This window comes from Streptomyces sp. NBC_01478, from assembly GCF_036227225.1.
Taxonomy (GTDB): domain Bacteria; phylum Actinomycetota; class Actinomycetes; order Streptomycetales; family Streptomycetaceae; genus Streptomyces.
Genome location: NZ_CP109444.1, coordinates 5508908 through 5524133, shown reverse-complemented (window position 1 = coordinate 5524133; position 15226 = coordinate 5508908). Strand labels below are relative to the sequence as shown.

The window sequence follows — 15226 nt, the reverse complement described above, 5'->3', positions numbered from 1 at the left end:
GGCCGGAGGAGGGCGGGCATGTCCGATCGGGGGAACGGACGGGCCGATGCAGGTCCGGGGCGGAATCTGAAGCGATATCAGGAACGTTTCGAGCCGGTCGTGACACGCGTTCTCCTGCTCGGGATCTTCGTCACGGGCCTGTCCGCCCAGTTCGTCAAACCGATCGGCGACGCCCTGGAGGGCAAGGCCTATCTCGGCGGCGCGCTGCTCAGCCTGGTCGGCTATGTGCTGTACGACCAAGTGAAGGACCTGGCTTCGTCTGTCAGGGCGCCGGTGCGCGCCCTGGTGAACTCCAGCCAGTTGGGCACGTTCGTCAGCGAGGCGTTCGAGGCCCGGAAAGTGGAGATCAGCTTCCTCGGCTACACGGGGGAGACCCTCTACAACACCCTGTACCACCGTCTCGAAAACCTCCTGGACAGCCCGGGACCGACCCGGCGCGTCTCGATCCGCATGCTGGTGCCGGACTTCGGGGCGCCGATGACCGTCCCTTCCAGGGTGGGCAACGACGACGTACCGATGGACGATCCCGAATTCCGCAAGCGGGTCGAACAGCGCTGCAGCGAGTACGACGGCATCCTCTCGGACCTCGCGGAGCGACTCACGGCGACCACCAGGATCGTCGTGGAATGCGAGTACCGCCTGTACCCGGGCATCCCGCGCGACAAGATCTGCATCTTCAACCGGGAGCGGGTGCTGCACGGCCTCTACGACCTGTCCGCGCGCACACGTCTGAACCACCTGGGCCCGGAGTTCTTCGACCCCAAGGGTTACCGGACCGACCTCATCGTCTGGTCCAGGGAGGGGACATCCATCGCGGAGGCGACTATTTCCACGTGGAACAAGCACTTCGACGACCTCTGGCTGCTCGCACGACAGCCCCACTGGCGGCAGGGCACGGCTGTGTGAGGCTGTCGGTTCGTCATGAAGCGGGTGGCGATAGCGTCCGTCCCATGACTGACATCACCGATTTCCAGGACATCCCCACAACCACCCTCGCCGACCTGCTCGGCCACGCGCAGGTGATGGATCTCGGCATCCGCGCGCTGTGGAGTCCGATGTCGCGGCTCGTCGGGCCGGCCTTCACCGTGCGGTGTCCTCCGGGGGACAACCTCATGCTGCATGCGGCCATTTACCGTGCCGAGCCCGATGCGGTGATCGTCGTGGAGTCCGGGGACGTGGAGTACGCGCTGGCCGGCGGGAACGTATGTGCCGTCGCGCAGCGGCGCGGTGTCGCCGGGTTCGTCGTGGACGGGGTGATCCGGGATCTGGGGGAGGTACGGGCGGACGGGTTCCCCGTGTTCGGGCGGGGGACCGTGCCGATTCCGGGGGTCAAGAAGGCCGTACTGCCGTTGAACGAGCGGGTGCGGTGCGGGGGAGTCGCCGTCGACGCCGGGGATGTCGTGGTGGCCGATGAGGACGGGGTCGTGGTCGTGCCGGGGGCGCGGCAGGCCGAGGTGCTGGCGGGGGCGTTGGCACGGCTCGACCAGGAGGCCCGCGAGAGCCTCGACGAGTGGGAGGCGGCGCATCGGGCCCGGGTCGATGAGCTGCTGCGCGCGGGCGGGTTCGAGGGGTGACGGTGACCTGCGGGGCGTAGAAGAGGGGACGTAGAAGGTAGAAGAGGGGGAGGCGTGACGTGTCTGGCGGGGGCGCGGGATGTGGTCGATCCTGGTCGCGATGCTTCTCTTCCTCGATGTCGACGGGACGCTGCTTCCGTTCGGTGCGTCGCGGCCCTACCCGGTGTACGCGCCGGGTTTCGCTCCGCCCATGGCCGCGGCCCCGCCCCTGCTGACCCGGATCGATCCCTCGCTCGGGCCGCGGCTCGCCGCGCTGCGGTGTGAACTGGTGTGGGCGACGACCTGGATGGACGACGCGAACGCGTGCGTCGCGCCCTGGCTCGGGTTGCCCCAACTCCCCTTGGTGGACTGGCCCGACCCGGCAGAGGAAGCCGCGACCGGCCGCCTGCACTGGAAGACCCGGTCGCTCGTCGCCTGGGCCGCCGGGCGGCCCTTCGTCTGGGTGGACGACGAGATCCGGGACGCCGACCGCGACTGGGTGACCGCCCATCATCCCGAACGGGCGTTGTTGCAGCGCGTCGACCACCGGTACGGGATCACCGGGGCGGATTTCGACGCCATGGAGGCGTGGTTGGCGGTCAACCGGTAGGGAGGGGTTCCTCCGACGACAGTTTCAGCAGCCACCTCGCGCTCGCCGTCGCGCCCGCCGCGCGCGTCTCGTCGGACGCGCCCGGGAAGAGCCGGCCCCAGGAGACCGCGCGGCTGATCGCACCGAGCCGTTCCGCCAGGGCCAGGGCGCGGTGAAGTTCCTTGGTGGAACGGCCGTTTCCCGTCCAGGGTTCCAGGTAGGCGTCCCGCAGGCGGGGGAGCGACTCGGGGCCGTAGCGCTCCACGATGTCGCCGGCCGGGACCAGGAAACTGCAGAACGGGTGCGAGACGGCGGCGTCGCCCCAGTCGAAGAAGGTGAAGCGGCCGGGCTCCGGGTTGAACAACTGGCCGTCGTGCAGGTCGGAGTGGTCGAGGGAGTCCTCGATCCCCAAGTCGGCCAGTTCCGCTGACCAGTTGAGCAGGCGGGGGCGTACGGCTTGCAGCCTTGCGGGATCGACGGCCGTGTTTTCCTTAAGTACGGAACCGATGAACTCCACTGTCCGGTCGAAGACTTGGGGCAGTGCCGTCGTCCGGGCGCTGGGGACGCCGAGCTGTTCCAGGTCCTTGGCGTACGGGACGAGCGCGCGCTGCATCGTCGCGTACTGGCGCAGGGGTTCCTCCCACGCGCGGGGGTCGGCGGGGCCGCGGTCGAGGATCTGCCGGAAGAGCTCGCCGCCGTCGGGGAGCAGGAACCAGCCGCGGTCGGCGTCGACGGCGAGGGGCTCCAGGACGTACTCCGGGACCCAGCGGGCGAGCGCGGCGGCGAGCGGGGCCTCGAAGGCACCGGCCGGGGGACTCGCCTTCAGCCATACGGCGGCCGGGCGGCCGGCCGCGTCCGCGCCTTCGACCGGGATGCGGACCAGCACGGACCAGGGGCGCAGTCGCACACCCCGTCGGCCTGTCGCGCGCAGTCCCCGCGCGGCGAGTTCGCGGTCGGCCCAGTTGAGCAGCGCGCCGCGCCAACTCTCCTGATCCCAGGGGGTCTTGGAGTTCTCGTACTGCCCGCGGTCGATGACCACCGACGTGTCGTTGTCGTCGTGCATCGGGTTATTTCAGCAGCGGCGGGCGGCGGGGTGCCATCGAATTCCGTGGGGGAGAAGGGCGCGCGGCAGCGCACGGTAGCGTGCTGATCATGGCGGACTGGGAGATACGGCCCGCGTCGGCGGCCGACGTCGAGGCGGTGGCCGAGCTGCGCGCGGAGGTGCTGCGCGCCGATCTGGAACGGCTCGGCCGCTACGACGCCCGGCGCGTGCGGCAGCGGCTGCGGGACGGGTTCGAGCCGGAGTGCACCTGGGTGATCGAGGTGGGCGGCGCGTTCGCCGGGTGCGTGGCGCTACGGCCGGACGCGGATGCCGGGTGTCACTGGCTGGAGCACTTCTATCTCGACGCGCGGCTGCAGGGCGCTGGGATCGGTTCCGGTGTGCTGCGGGAGCTGCTGGAGCGGTGCGAACGGGACGGCGTTCCCGTCGTACGGCTGAATGTGCTGCGGGGGTCTCCGGCCCGGCGGTTGTACGAGCGGTACGGGTTCGTCGTCGAGGGCGATGAGGTCGGCGGGGCCGAGGATCCGGTGGATGTGTTCATGGTGCGTGAGGCAACCGGATCGCCGGTGCGACGCCCGGCCTGACATCTGACCCGCCTGACATTCGCGGGGGCTGTGTCGTCGTACCGGTATGAACACAAGAATCCGGTACCTCAGCCTCGGCCTGCTGGCCGTGGTCAGTCTGTACACAGGTCTGTGGGCCTATTTCTCGCCGACGGGGTGGTACGCGAGCTTCCCCGGGCTCGGGCTGACGTGGTTGCCCCGGCTCGGTCCCTACAACGAGCATCTCGCCAAGGACGCGGGGGCGATGTTCCTCGCGCTGGCCTGTCTGACGCTGATCGCGCTGCGTCAGGTGCGGAACACCAGGCTGGTCCAGACGACAGGCGCGGTGTGGCTGGTCTTCAACGTGCTGCACTTCAGCTATCACGTGCAGCACCTCGACATGTACGGGACGCGGGACCAGGTGCTGAACGTGGTGTTCCTGGCCGCGTTGGTGCTGCTGGCGGCGGTGCTGCTGGTACCGGTGGCGGGGTCCGTCCGTTCCGCGGAGCGGGGTGACTCCCGGTGAAGGAGAGGGTCGGCATGCGGGTGGCGGTGGCGGGCGGTACCGGGGTGGTCGGGCGGTACGTGGTCGAGGAGCTGGCCGCGGCCGGGCAGGAAGCGGTGGTGCTGAGCCGGTCGCGGGGCGTGGATCTCCTCACCGGCGGGGCGGGGCTCGATGCCGCGCTCGACGGTGTGGACGCGGTCGTCGACGTGAGCAACGTGACCACCACGAGCGCGCGGAAGGCGGTCGCGTTCTTCGACACCGTCGGCCGCCATCTGCTGGACGCGGGCGAGCGGGCCGGCGTACGGCATCACGTGGTGCTGTCGATCGTCGGCATCGACCGGGTCGGCCTCGGCTACTACCAGGGCAAACTCCGCCAGGAGGACGTGGTGAAGGAGGGCCCGCTGCCGTGGACGGTGCTGCGCGCGACTCAGTTCCACGAGTTCGCGGGGCAGACCCTCGACCGGGTGCCGGGGCCGCTCGCGGTGGTGCCGCGGATGCGGACCCAGCCGGTCGCGGCACGTGAGGTCGCCCGGCACCTGGTGCGGCTCGCGCTGGCCCCGGCCCAGGGCATGGCCCCGGATCTCGCCGGACCGCGCGTCGAGCAACTCGTCGACATGGTGCGCCGGTTGCTGCGCGCCCGGCACGAACGGCGGCTGGTGCTGCCGGTGCGGATGCCGGGTGCGGTGGGGGCGGCGATGACGGGGGACGGGTAGTTGCCGGTCGCCGACGCGCCCGGGGTGCGGGGCGGTCAGACCTTCGACGCGTGGCTCGCGGAGCATGTCGCGCGGGGGCGCCGCCTTGCCCAGGGAGGATGACAACGCCGTGTCCGATGCGCTGCCGCCACCCTCGCCACCGTCCGGTCCGGGCCAGGACCCCGCCCTCGGCTCGCCCCTCGGCTCGCCCCTCGGTTCGACCCTCGGGTCGCTCATGGCCGAGCGTCGGCGGCTGCTCAACCTCGGTTACCGGATGCTCGGTTCGGTGCAGGACGCCGAGGACGTCGTACAGGAGACGTACGCCCGTTGGTACGCCCTGTCCGAGGAGGGGCAGCGGGCGATCGACGCGCCGATGGCGTGGCTGACCCGGGTCGCCTCGCGGATCTGCCTCGACCAGTTGGGCTCGGCGCGGGCGCGGCGGGAGCGGTACACCGGCGAGTGGCTGCCGGAGCCGGTGCGGCACGGGGCCGGGTGGACCAGTACGGGGGGTGCGGGTGCGGACGATCCGGCCGACCGGATCACCCTCGACGAGTCGGTCAGCATGGGGATGCTGGTGCTGCTCGACTCGATGACTCCCGCCGAGCGGGTCGCCTTCGTCCTGCACGACGTCTTCGGCATGCCGTTCACCGAGATCGCCGAGACGGTGGGCCGTACGCCCGCGGCCTGCCGCCAACTCGCCTCCTCCGCACGCCGGCGCCTGGCCCGGCACCGGCCCGGCAGCGGTACGGCGGAGGAACACGGGCGCGTCGTCTCCGCGTTCCGCGAGGCCTGCGAGACCGGTGACCTCGACGCGTTGGTCGCCCTTCTCGACCCCGCGGTCGAGTCGCGCAGCGACGGCGGCGGCAAGGTACGGGCGGCCCTGCGTCCGGTCGTCGGCCGCGACAAGGTGGCCCGCCTCTTCCTCGGCCTCATGCGACGGGAACCCGAGGTGGAACTCGTCGAGGACGACGTCAACGGGACGCCCGGGGTGGCGGTACGGATCGGCGGGACCACGTTCGCCGTGCTCGCGGTGGGGGTGGGGGGAGGGCTGATCACCGACCTGTGGCTGGTGGTCAATCCGGACAAACTGCGGGCGTGGAACGGGTAGTTGGGGATCGGTTCGGCTGCTTGGTTCGATTGCTCAGTTCGGTTGGGTCATGTGCCGTGGGACCAGCAGCTCCTCCCTGGTGAACAGGCGGGCCAGAGCCGTCGGGTCGTCTTCGGCGCAGGTCTCGGCGACGGTGTCGATGAGGCGGTCGTAGTCGGGGCCGGTCTTGTTCTCGTAGGCGTCGGTCATCCGGCCCCACTCGTCCCAGGGCAGCATCTCCCGTTTGCAGAGGGCGGCGAGGTCGCGGACGGTGTTGCCGCTGATCTCGGCGGGGCCCCAGGCGTGATCGGTGCCGACCACCCCGAACCGGTGCGGGTCGATCAGACCCTCGCGGTACTGGATCCACGCCTCGCCGCCGGTCAGGAACTCGCCCGGTGCGAGGTCGTCCGGGCGGTCGACGTAGCCGTGGCCGAGGTGTTCCGTGTCGACGCGCACCCAGCGCCGCTCGTCGGCGTTCCAGTACTCGGTGATCCAGTGGTCGAGACCGCGTCCCGCCTGGAAGCAGGTGCCGAAGCCGCACCTGGCCCTGGAGGGGATGCCCCGCGCCCGCAGGAACGCGCAGGCGATGGTGGCGAAGTGACGGCACGTACCCACCACCCTTCTCTCGGGCGGCCGGCCGTAGCGCAGGGGGCTGGGGTCCAACGCGGTCAGCGTGGCGACCAGTTCCTGCACCGGCCGGATGTCCTTCTCCGCGAACCGCCTCTCGGGAAGGCCGAGTTCGGTGGCATCGGCCGGCTGGATGACCAGATCCCGCACGGCGGCACAGACGCCGACCGGGTCGTCCGGAAGCTCCTTGACGAGCCACAGTTGCTCGGGGGCGAGGAGGGTGAGGGGGCCGGGCCGGGCGTAGTCGAGTGCGTCATCGGTCATGACCGGGGAGCGTAGAGGGAGTTCGAGTTCGGTTCGGGGGAAGTGCCGGACGTCCCACCCCGGTCGTCCCCTCCGGTGTCACGCCGGCGGTGGGGCGAGTTTGGTGGCCACGGCGTCGAGGACCCAGTCCAGGCCGGTCGCGAAGGATGTCTCGGCGTCCACGTCCGTGCCGTCGTACACGGCCTTGGCCAGTGCCGGGAAGCGGCCGGTGGCCAGCATTCTCGTCAGATGCGGGCCGGAGGCGCGCTGCCAGTCGAGCTTGGACAGGCCCGTGGCGTGCTCGGCCCGCAGGTTCGTGATCTCGCGCCTGATCGCGCCGGTGAAGTAGGCGCTGACCGTCTCCACCGCGCGCATGACGGTGTCGATGTCGGCGAGGCCGTCGAGGGGGGCCAGCGTGGCCTCGGCCACGGCCAGGCCGTTCGGGCCCAGGGCCGGGCGGCGGCCGAGCAGGTCGGCCAGCCATTCATGGCGGAGAGCGGCCTGCCGGGTGCGGTGGGCGAGGACGCGCAACGCCTCCCGCCAGTCACCGGGCTGCTCCTCGGGGAGGATCTCGGCCTGGACCTCGTCCACCATGAGGTCGAACAGCTCCTCCTTGGTGGAGATGTATCCGTACAGCCGCATCGGGCCGGCGTTCAGCCGGGCGGCGACCTTGCGCAACGACACCGCCTCCAACCCGCCCTCGTCGGCCAGCGCGACGGCCGCGGCGACGATCCGCTCGCGGTCGAGCGGCACGGGCCGGGTCGGCGGTTCCGGACGGTCCCACACAGTCATGCATGCATCGTACTGTTGCGATACGCCGCCCGGAATCAATACAGTGTATCGACATGAGACATCGCATCGCCGTAGTCGGAGGCGGCCCCGCCGGCCTCACCTTCGCCCGGGTCCTGCACCGCTACGGCCACCCCGTCACCGTCCTCGAACGCGATCCCGCCCCCGACGCCCGTCCCCCGGGCGGCACCCTGGACCTGCACGAGAAGCTGGGCCAACTCGCCCTGGACAAAGCGGGGTTACTCGAGGAATTCCAGGCGCTCTCCCGTCCCGAGGGACAGGCCATGCGCATCCTGGACACGGACGGGACCGTCCTCCGCGACTGGCGGCCCCGCCCGGACGACCTGGCCCATCCCGAGATCGACCGCGGCCAACTCCGTGACCTGCTGCTCGGCCCGCTCGACGTCCGGTGGGGGCGGGGTGTGACCCAGGTGGTGCCGGGGGGCCGGGACGGCGTACTCGTCCATTTCGCCGACGGGCGGGAGGAGACGTACGACCTCGTGGTCGGCGCGGACGGCGCCTGGTCCCGGGTCCGCCCGGCGGTCTCGCCGGTGACGCCCCACTACACCGGCGTCACCTCGCTCGAGACCTCCCTCGACGACGTCGACACCCGCCACCCCGACCTCGCCCGCCTGATCGGCGACGGTTCCCTGGCCGTGTACGGCGCGAACCGGAGCCTCGTCGCCCAGCGCAACAGCGGCGGCCACGTGAAGGTGTACAGCAAACTCCGTGCCCCGCTGGACTGGCACACGGACCTGGACCTGGCCGACGCCGAGGCCGTGCGATCGAGCCTGCTGGCCTTGTTCGACGGCTGGTGCGCCCCCGTCCTCGACCTCCTCCGCCGCGGCACCGCTTTCGTCCACCGCCCCTTCTACGTCCTCCCCGTGTCCCACACCTGGCCCCACGTCCCCGGGGTGACACTGCTGGGCGACGCCGCCCATCTGATGCCCCCGCTGGGGGTGGGCGCGAACCTCGCAATGCTCGACGGCGCCGAACTCGGCTGTCCTGTCTCAGCTAGGTCCGGGCATCTGGGGCCCTCTGACCTGGGGTGCCCGGAGAACTCTGAGACGTCCGGATCTGGGATCGTCTCAGTTTGCTCCCGGTAGCTGTCCTACTGTGGCGGCATCCGTAACTTGCTCGACTTCGAGATAGCCCGCACCATCGCCGAGATTCTCAGACCGCGGTCCCAATGGCCGGGCTGCATCGATTCCTGTCAGCGAGTGCATGGCCGCCGGGGAAGCCCAGTCGATCCATGCTGACGTCAAAGGCCCTTCAGGACACGATCAAGTGCGGACCGGCCTGCGGGCCCCCAGTTCGGCTTGCCTCCAGGCAGGCCGCGATCCCCGGCTTGGCCCATCGCCATCAGGAACAGGCTCCTCATCGCGGCCAGTCCGCGCGCCCGTCGCACCGCTGCCTCGTCCGCCTGCGCGTAGCTGTTGAAAAACCGTGAGGCGCCGCCCGCTGGGAGTAGCAGCCAGGCGGCCGCGAGGTCCCACGCCGGGTCGCCGGCGACCAGCGCACCGAAGTCGACGACACCCGCCAGTGTCCCGTCCGCGACGACGACGTTCGCGGGATGCAGGTCGCCATGCACCCACACCGGTGGACCCTCCCACCTCGGGGCCGCCACCGCTTCACCCCAGACTTCACGGATCTCGTCGGCGAGGTCGGCAGGGGCAACGTCCTGGAAGAAGTGCTCGAAGCCGTCCGTGCAGTCCTTGGGGTGAGCGCCGAAGTCCGAAGCGGTCGGTGCGTCGGCGGGCGCCTCCACGTGCAGCGCCCTGAGGAAGTCCGACAGCGTCTCGGCCGCGTGGTCGCCGCGAGTGATCGAGCCGTGGTCCAGCGGCGTGCCCTCGACCCATGTCATGACGGTCCAGATCTTGGGGAAGCGCTCGGACGGTGCACCGTCCCGTAGGGGGACAGGAATCGGCAGCGGCAGGCGCGCGGCCAGAGTCGGCAGCCACCGGCGCTCCTTGAGCTGCAGATCGGGGCTCGTGTCCATCCGCTGCATCCGGACAGCCAACTCGTCACCGAGGCGCCACATTTGGTTGCCCCAACCGCCAGCCACTTCGCGGATGGGTAGCTCGGCCAGTTCCGGATGCTGCTCCCGAAGCAGGTCGCGGACCAGATCCTCGCTGATCTCAATCTCGGACTCGATCATGCCGAGTCACCATACTTGGCCCGGTTTTGATCATTATCTAGGGCTGTCAAACGAACACGCTGATAGTCGGCCTACACGCCTGTTAGGCACATGAGGCATGTTTTAGCATGAGCTGTCATTGGGCCACCCAGTCTGACGACGGTCTCAGCCTGCCGTCCGCGGCCGAGTCACCACTGTCGATCAGCTGGGACGGACAGGCATAGGCGTCACCGAACTTCAGTTCAACAGTCCCGCCACCGTGGTTACCAAGACCGCGATCAGCGAGAGGGTGGCTCCGAACGCGATGCCCGCCCGGATGAGAGCAGCAGCTGGCGTCGCACCGTCCGCACGCGCGAGAAGGGCGGCCACCGCGCCGGTCAGGGCGGAGACGATCAGGGACACGGTCACGGCCAGGATTGTCATGGTGGCCAGCAACGCAGGGGACATCGAGAACTCCTTCGTCAGTGCGACTCTGCCTCGCACCAGACCTTGCCGATGTCCGTGTTCGCCGCGGTTCGGGTGGACGAGAATGAACAGCACCGAACAGTGTGGGAGCGCTACCGGGCGGGGAGTTGACGTGGAGAGCGACGAGGCATCCTCTCGGAACCTGGCGAAGCTGCGGGAGCGGCTGCAGGATCTGCGCGGGCGATCCGGGCTGTCGATGCAGCAACTTCGCCTGCGTGTCGGGCTCGGGCGCACCACGCTCAGCCAAGCCCTGAACCACGGACCCACGCACCCGTCGTGGGGCACGGTCGCCGCGATCGCGAAGGCCTTCGGTGTCGGTCCTAAAGTCCTCGATGAGCTGCACGATCTTTGGAAAGACTCCGGGCCTCCACAGCCTCCCTCTGTGGTTGCTGTGGACCGGACCGGGGCGGACGTCCACCAACAGCTCATTGCCAATGTCGGCCCTCAGGCTCTCGAAGTGCACCGTGCCGTGCTGGCCGTCCCCGACCCCGGTGGTTATCCATTCCTCACGCCCTACATGCCCAGACGGCACGACGACGAGATCCGCACGCATCTGGCACCGGCCCTGTCGGGCGGAGAATCGGTGCTCGTGATGCTCACGGGGGACTCGGCCACCGGAAAGACCCGCGCACTGTTCGAAGCTCTGGCCGATCTCGCGCCTCACCGGCGGCTCCTGCGCCCTTCGGGCTCCAGTGACCTTCTGCAACTCCTGCTACGGGCGCTGTTCGATCCCGGCACAGTCCTCTGGCTCAACGAGGCCCAGCGATTCTTCTACGGCCACGATGCGGAGCAGGCAGCGGCCGAGCTGCGGCAGCGGCTGGTCACGACCCCCGGCCTCGTGGTAGTGGGAACCCTCTGGACCGATCCCTACTGGGAGGAGCTGACACGACCCGGTCGCACAGGGGATCCGCATGGGCAGGTCCGCGGGCTGCTGGACTGTTCCGCGGCGCGCAGGGTCATGGTGCCCGACCACTTCTCCGATGCCGAACTGATTCAGTGGCACACTATGGCGCAGGCGGCAGAAGTGGACGGTGATCGTCGACTTGCTGACGCGCTAAGGGCGGGAGCCGCTGATGGCCTCGTCGTGCAGCACCTCAGCGGAGGGCCCGCACTCCTCGCCGCCTACCAAAGCGGTCCAGGCAGCCACTTCAGCCACGTGGAACACGCAGTAGTGACCGCGGCTCTCGACGCGAGACACCTCGGCCACCGCAGTCCGCTGCCCGCCGGGTTACTCGCAGACGCTGCCGCTGGCGCGTTGAACCCGCGTCGGCGTCCGAGCGATGAGGCCTGGGCTGACGGCGTTTTGAAGGCCCTGAACACCGGGGAACGCGACGACGGACGACGCACTGACATACGGCATACTCTGACGGCGATGCACAGACCGCTCACCCGGTCCGGCGAGGCCCTGTATGAACCGGCCGACTATCTCGTTCAGCATGTCCGCCTTCAGCACAAGGACCGGCCTGGGACGCCCTCTCTGTGGCACGCCCTGCTCGCTCACACGAGAGATGCGGACGACCTCGTAGAGCTTGCCACGACAGCGCGCGACCACGGATATCTGACACAGGCGGTACGCCTATGGCACAAGGCCGTGCTCGTCGGTCACCCGACCTGCGCCCACGCCCTAGCTGAGCTTCTCGACGACGACAAGGACCCTAAGGCGCACGGCAGCGTGTGGGCCGCCCGCCATACTCCTCTGCACGACCCGGACGGTGTACGGCTTCTCGTAGAGGTACTGGCCGAAACAGGCCGACACACGGCGATGACCGCACTGATGCGGCGCATGCCGGAGAACCATGTCGACTGTGATGACGCGGAGTCGGTCGCCCATCTCCTTATACGGCTACGCGCAGCTGGACAGGACGTTGCCGCGGCCCGGCTGGCAGCCCGTGCGGCGAAGGTCGGGGACGCGACCGACGCCGGTGGAAGTGTCGATCTGCTGGAAACCTTGCGGACTTTGGGCCTCGACGAGGCGTACCACGTGATTGCTGGCCGCACTGCTCGCGAGGCCGACACCTCGGACATGGCGTTCACGCCGGTCCTGCTTTCGGAACTGAACGCCTACAGCCCAACTGCCGCCAGTATCTTGGCGGTCCGGGCGGCAGCGTCGATCGACATCGGCGACACCACCGACGTGTGGCTGCTCCTCGACGCGTTGCGGGAGGAGGGTCTGCATGACGCGATCACCGTCCTGCTGCGTCGCCAGCCGGAGAAGCACGTCGACCTTTATGACCCAGAAGCCGTAGCTTGGCTTGTCAATGTCCTCGACCAACTTGATCAGACGGAAGCCGTGCACACCCTCTTCGATCGAGGCGCCACCGCCTTCGCGGACATCTCGGATCCGGACGCCGTGTCGTTGTTGCTGCGCACATTGCTGGCCCACCAACGGGACGCGGAGTTCACCGCCCTGGCCACGCGAGCTGCGGAGGAGACTGACATCTCGGATCCCGCGCTTCTCGCTGAGCTGATCGAGTTCCTCCATCAACTCGATATGGAAGCCGAGATCACTACCTTGCTTGACCGGGACGTGGCTGCCCGTACAGACGTGCGTGACCCCGAAAGCGTGGGGCAGCTGATCACCCTCCTCGACGAGATGGGGATGGAGGAGGCCGTGGCGCTGCTTGCGCACCGTGCCGCGTCGGACACTGATGTCACCGATCCGGACGGCGCCGCCTGGCTGTTGGAAAGCCTCGAAGAGGTTGGGCAGGTCGAGGCCGCCCGACAGGTGTTCAGCCGGATACCAGCCCGGGACGTCGATGAAGCGCCTGTCACCGCACCGGTCGGCCGGTGGGGCTTCGATCTCGACGGCACACCCGCCGACCGTTGGACCTGGGACACCCTGGGCTTGTCGTAGGGGTTGCGAGAGTTCTGCGAGAGGTCCGGAGTCGATCACGTTTCCGCAGGGTCGTCATTCGCAGAAGTCGGGGTGTAGGTAAGAACCGTGTCACCAGCCGCAAACGGCAGGATGCACGCCATGAACACCACAGCGGCCACTATCTTCACCGCCATAGCGGGTGGACTATTCGCCCTCGCAGTGGCCTACATCGGATACAGGACTGGACGCCGGCAGACCGCCGACCAGGCGACCGTCGAACACGGCCAGTGGCTGCGCGGGCAACGCCAGCAGGCATACCTGGCGTTCGTAGACACGTGGGACACATGGGTGGAGAGCCTGCAGGGGGTACAGCAGTCATGGGAGTCGCGGGCACATGAGTACCAGCAAGACGACCGCCTTGAAGGCCCGGCGGAGGCGGCAAGCCGTGTGCTGGGAGAAGCATGGCGCGCGGTCCGTAGGGATCTCGAACGGGTGGAGCTCTTGGGCCCACAGCGGATCGACTTCGCGGTACGGGCCATGGAGGATGCCTTCGTCGGAATGCGGGACGTGATCACGGCTCAAGGACAGGTCGGCGCGACCTGTCCGCACTGGGATGAGTGGAACCCGGCGCTGGTCCTGGCGAACACTGCGCGGTTCAACTTCCATGCGGCAGCAATCCGAACGCTGCGGCAGCCGCCGAGCCCGGAGGGAGAGAGCGAGGGGCTGGAGGAGTAGTCGCCACCGTGTGCGGCTGGTGACACGGTTCTTACCGGCACCCTGTTTCGGCATCCAACTCATCCGCCCGCGCCGCCGCGAGTTCGGCGAGGAGGGGCGGCAAGTCTGGGCCGTCGACGGCGGCCGAGTCGAAGGGCGCGGGCTTCGCGCCCCGGCGGGCCGGCCCGGTCGGGGCCGTCTCGCCGCGCAGCATCCACCCCCAGGTAGTGAGCGAGATCCGGTAGATCCGCGCGGTGCCCACGCCGGTGAGGTATCGCTCGACCGCCGCGGCGTACGTCGGCGGGGCCGGCGAGAAGGGTTCTACCCGTCCTGCCCTGGGGAGAGCGGCCGACGTGACTGTCGTGCTGCCGACGCTCATGCGCTGTTCTTCTTCGCGTACGGATGGTCCGGCGGGAGGGTGTTCCCGAGCCCGTCGCTGGTCGCGTATGCCCACTCGTAGTGGGGCAGTGGCTTGTGGCCGAAGTGAGCAACCTTGGAGAACCCCCACTCGCCGAATGCCCAGTAGAAGAGGTTGCGGAGATTGTGCGGGCTGTATTCCGCGTCCGGGAACAGCTTGAGCCCTGTACCGCCCATCCCGTCGAGCCAATTCTTCGCCAGCAGACTTTTGATCAGGTCCCGATAGGGCGCGGCGTGTTCGCTGCCGGCGATGAGCGCGGTGGTAGCTGCAGTGACCAGGTCGGCCAGTTGCAGCAAGGCGAGGTGGTCCGACCGGGCGGTCAGCACGGGCAGAACGATCCGGTTGGGGTCGGGGGCGATGTACTGGGTGCCGTTCTCCGTGAGGGCCAGGGCTTGGCCCAGCCACCGCTTCTCGTCTGTTCGGTCGCCGGGCGGCTGGTCGGCGATGAGGATGCCGCTATGGCCCGCGTTGTCGAGGACCATGGACACGCGCTCGTAGAGATACTTCAGCATCTCTAGCTGGATCTTCCCCTTGTCCCAGGAGTTCGGCATCCGCTCCGTCGCGCAGATGACGACAACCGCCGAGATGCCGAGGTCCTGGGCGTCTTGCAGCATCTGCGGACGGGCCTCGCGGAGCGCGTCCCAGTTCTTGTGCAGCGACCCGCCGCCGGGGTTCCACTTGAACTCCGCCTTGGGCGGCAGACCCAGGCGGGTACGGAGAGCGGCGAGGCGCTCGGCGTAGGGCACGAGCGACTCCTCGGGAACGATCACCGCTCCGTAGGCGTGCAGCGGACCGAGTTGAGCCCGGGGGACGTCGCCCGGCGCCGTGCGTGCGCTGTCGTCGATGAACACAAACCGCACCGGCCCGCCTCCCTGTCGCGGTAAATGCGTACACCTCGCTACCTCGCCGGGAGGGGCCGACCGCAGGTCACCGTGATCACGATAGAGGCCCCGCCGCGCTAAATCCGGCATTTACTGCGGCAGTTGCGAA

At 69.1% G+C, this 15226-nt stretch carries 17 protein-coding genes; 10 read left to right on the top strand and 7 right to left on the bottom strand.

Annotated elements, in window-relative coordinates:
• The first annotated feature begins 99 nt into the window (after positions 1–99).
• The 3 genes from OG223_RS24820 to OG223_RS24810 all read left to right on the top strand — a co-directional run bounded on the left by OG223_RS24820 (position 100) and on the right by OG223_RS24810 (position 2163).
• On the top strand, positions 100–906 hold the full coding sequence (locus OG223_RS24820; RefSeq protein WP_329252673.1) for a hypothetical protein: 807 nt from the start codon (positions 100–102) through the stop codon (positions 904–906).
• A gap of 44 nt (positions 907–950) precedes the next feature.
• The gene (locus OG223_RS24815; RefSeq protein WP_329252670.1) at positions 951–1574 is read left to right on the top strand and encodes an RraA family protein; all 624 of its coding nucleotides are present in this window, start codon (positions 951–953) and stop codon (positions 1572–1574) included.
• A gap of 100 nt (positions 1575–1674) precedes the next feature.
• The gene (locus OG223_RS24810; protein ID WP_329265449.1) at positions 1675–2163 is read left to right on the top strand and encodes an HAD domain-containing protein; all 489 of its coding nucleotides are present in this window, start codon (positions 1675–1677) and stop codon (positions 2161–2163) included.
• Here the strand turns inward: OG223_RS24810 and OG223_RS24805 are convergent.
• On the bottom strand, positions 2153–3205 hold the full coding sequence (locus OG223_RS24805) for an aminoglycoside phosphotransferase family protein (protein WP_329252667.1): 1053 nt from the start codon (positions 3203–3205) through the stop codon (positions 2153–2155). The genes OG223_RS24810 and OG223_RS24805 overlap by 11 nt on opposite strands.
• 89 nt (positions 3206–3294) lie before the next feature.
• On the opposite strand from OG223_RS24805, the gene OG223_RS24800 reads away from it, so the two are divergent.
• From OG223_RS24800 to sigJ, 4 genes are all read left to right on the top strand, one after another.
• Positions 3295–3786 carry a GNAT family N-acetyltransferase gene (locus OG223_RS24800; protein WP_329252664.1) on the top strand — a complete coding sequence of 164 codons (492 nt, stop codon included), beginning with the start codon at positions 3295–3297 and terminating at the stop codon, positions 3784–3786.
• Positions 3787–3832: 46 nt separating this feature from the next.
• Positions 3833–4270 carry a hypothetical protein gene (locus OG223_RS24795; RefSeq protein WP_329252660.1) on the top strand — a complete coding sequence of 146 codons (438 nt, stop codon included), beginning with the start codon at positions 3833–3835 and terminating at the stop codon, positions 4268–4270.
• Complete coding sequence (locus tag OG223_RS24790; protein WP_329252657.1) at positions 4267–4962, top strand: SDR family oxidoreductase; 696 nt, start codon at positions 4267–4269, stop codon at positions 4960–4962. Before OG223_RS24795 ends, OG223_RS24790 begins: the two co-directional genes overlap by 4 nt.
• Before the next feature lie 214 nt (positions 4963–5176).
• Positions 5177–6049, top strand: coding sequence for an RNA polymerase sigma factor SigJ (sigJ, locus tag OG223_RS24785; RefSeq protein ID WP_329265447.1), 873 nt, complete (start codon positions 5177–5179; stop codon positions 6047–6049).
• A 33-nt stretch (positions 6050–6082) separates the two neighbouring features.
• On the opposite strand, the gene OG223_RS24780 is transcribed toward sigJ, so the two are convergent.
• Positions 6083–6919 (bottom strand): transglutaminase-like domain-containing protein, encoded by an 837-nt coding sequence (locus OG223_RS24780; protein ID WP_329252653.1) that lies wholly within the window; start codon positions 6917–6919, stop codon positions 6083–6085.
• 78 nt (positions 6920–6997) lie between these two features.
• The gene (locus tag OG223_RS24775; protein ID WP_329252650.1) at positions 6998–7690 is read right to left on the bottom strand and encodes a TetR/AcrR family transcriptional regulator; all 693 of its coding nucleotides are present in this window, start codon (positions 7688–7690) and stop codon (positions 6998–7000) included.
• A gap of 53 nt (positions 7691–7743) precedes the next feature.
• Here OG223_RS24775 and OG223_RS24770 point away from each other — a divergent pair, with 53 nt between their 5' ends.
• Positions 7744–8793 carry an FAD-dependent oxidoreductase gene (locus tag OG223_RS24770; protein WP_329252647.1) on the top strand — a complete coding sequence of 350 codons (1050 nt, stop codon included), beginning with the start codon at positions 7744–7746 and terminating at the stop codon, positions 8791–8793.
• Between the two features lie 155 nt (positions 8794–8948).
• On the opposite strand, the gene OG223_RS24765 is transcribed toward OG223_RS24770, so the two are convergent.
• Positions 8949–9845, bottom strand: a complete 897-nt coding sequence (locus OG223_RS24765) for an aminoglycoside phosphotransferase family protein (protein WP_329252644.1) — start codon at positions 9843–9845, stop codon at positions 8949–8951.
• Between the two features lie 216 nt (positions 9846–10061).
• Positions 10062–10271 (bottom strand): hypothetical protein, encoded by a 210-nt coding sequence (locus OG223_RS24760; protein ID WP_329252641.1) that lies wholly within the window; start codon positions 10269–10271, stop codon positions 10062–10064.
• A gap of 130 nt (positions 10272–10401) precedes the next feature.
• On the opposite strand from OG223_RS24760, the gene OG223_RS24755 reads away from it, so the two are divergent.
• Both OG223_RS24755 and OG223_RS24750 read left to right on the top strand, forming a co-directional pair.
• Positions 10402–13143 carry a helix-turn-helix transcriptional regulator gene (locus OG223_RS24755; protein WP_329252639.1) on the top strand — a complete coding sequence of 914 codons (2742 nt, stop codon included), beginning with the start codon at positions 10402–10404 and terminating at the stop codon, positions 13141–13143.
• Positions 13144–13263: 120 nt separating this feature from the next.
• A complete protein-coding gene (locus tag OG223_RS24750) occupies positions 13264–13839 on the top strand; it encodes a hypothetical protein (RefSeq protein WP_217574928.1) in 576 nt (191 codons plus the stop codon).
• Positions 13840–13870: 31 nt separating this feature from the next.
• Here the strand turns inward: OG223_RS24750 and OG223_RS24745 are convergent, their stop codons facing one another.
• Together OG223_RS24745 and OG223_RS24740 are read right to left on the bottom strand one after the other, a co-directional pair.
• Entirely contained in the window at positions 13871–14197 is a 327-nt protein-coding gene (locus OG223_RS24745) for a hypothetical protein (RefSeq protein ID WP_329252630.1), read from the bottom strand.
• Positions 14194–15096, bottom strand: coding sequence for a DUF3800 domain-containing protein (locus tag OG223_RS24740; protein ID WP_329252627.1), 903 nt, complete (start codon positions 15094–15096; stop codon positions 14194–14196). Before OG223_RS24740 ends, OG223_RS24745 begins: the two co-directional genes overlap by 4 nt.
• Positions 15097–15226 lie beyond the last annotated feature (130 nt).

Bases quoted from the DNA above. Each gene is read 5' to 3' on its own strand.
- OG223_RS24815 (WP_329252670.1), top strand. From the start codon at position 951: ATGACTGACATCACCGATTTCCAGGACATCCCCACAACCACCCTCGCC.
- OG223_RS24810 (WP_329265449.1), top strand. From the start codon at position 1,675: ATGCTTCTCTTCCTCGATGTCGACGGGACGCTGCTTCCGTTCGGTGCG.
- OG223_RS24805 (WP_329252667.1), bottom strand. From the start codon at position 3,205: ATGCACGACGACAACGACACGTCGGTGGTCATCGACCGCGGGCAGTAC.
- OG223_RS24800 (WP_329252664.1), top strand. From the start codon at position 3,295: ATGGCGGACTGGGAGATACGGCCCGCGTCGGCGGCCGACGTCGAGGCG.
- OG223_RS24795 (WP_329252660.1), top strand. From the start codon at position 3,833: ATGAACACAAGAATCCGGTACCTCAGCCTCGGCCTGCTGGCCGTGGTC.
- sigJ (WP_329265447.1), top strand. From the start codon at position 5,177: ATGGCCGAGCGTCGGCGGCTGCTCAACCTCGGTTACCGGATGCTCGGT.
- OG223_RS24780 (WP_329252653.1), bottom strand. From the start codon at position 6,919: ATGACCGATGACGCACTCGACTACGCCCGGCCCGGCCCCCTCACCCTC.
- OG223_RS24775 (WP_329252650.1), bottom strand. From the start codon at position 7,690: ATGACTGTGTGGGACCGTCCGGAACCGCCGACCCGGCCCGTGCCGCTC.
- OG223_RS24770 (WP_329252647.1), top strand. From the start codon at position 7,744: ATGAGACATCGCATCGCCGTAGTCGGAGGCGGCCCCGCCGGCCTCACC.
- OG223_RS24765 (WP_329252644.1), bottom strand. From the start codon at position 9,845: ATGATCGAGTCCGAGATTGAGATCAGCGAGGATCTGGTCCGCGACCTG.
- OG223_RS24760 (WP_329252641.1), bottom strand. From the start codon at position 10,271: ATGTCCCCTGCGTTGCTGGCCACCATGACAATCCTGGCCGTGACCGTG.
- OG223_RS24750 (WP_217574928.1), top strand. From the start codon at position 13,264: ATGAACACCACAGCGGCCACTATCTTCACCGCCATAGCGGGTGGACTA.
- OG223_RS24745 (WP_329252630.1), bottom strand. From the start codon at position 14,197: ATGAGCGTCGGCAGCACGACAGTCACGTCGGCCGCTCTCCCCAGGGCA.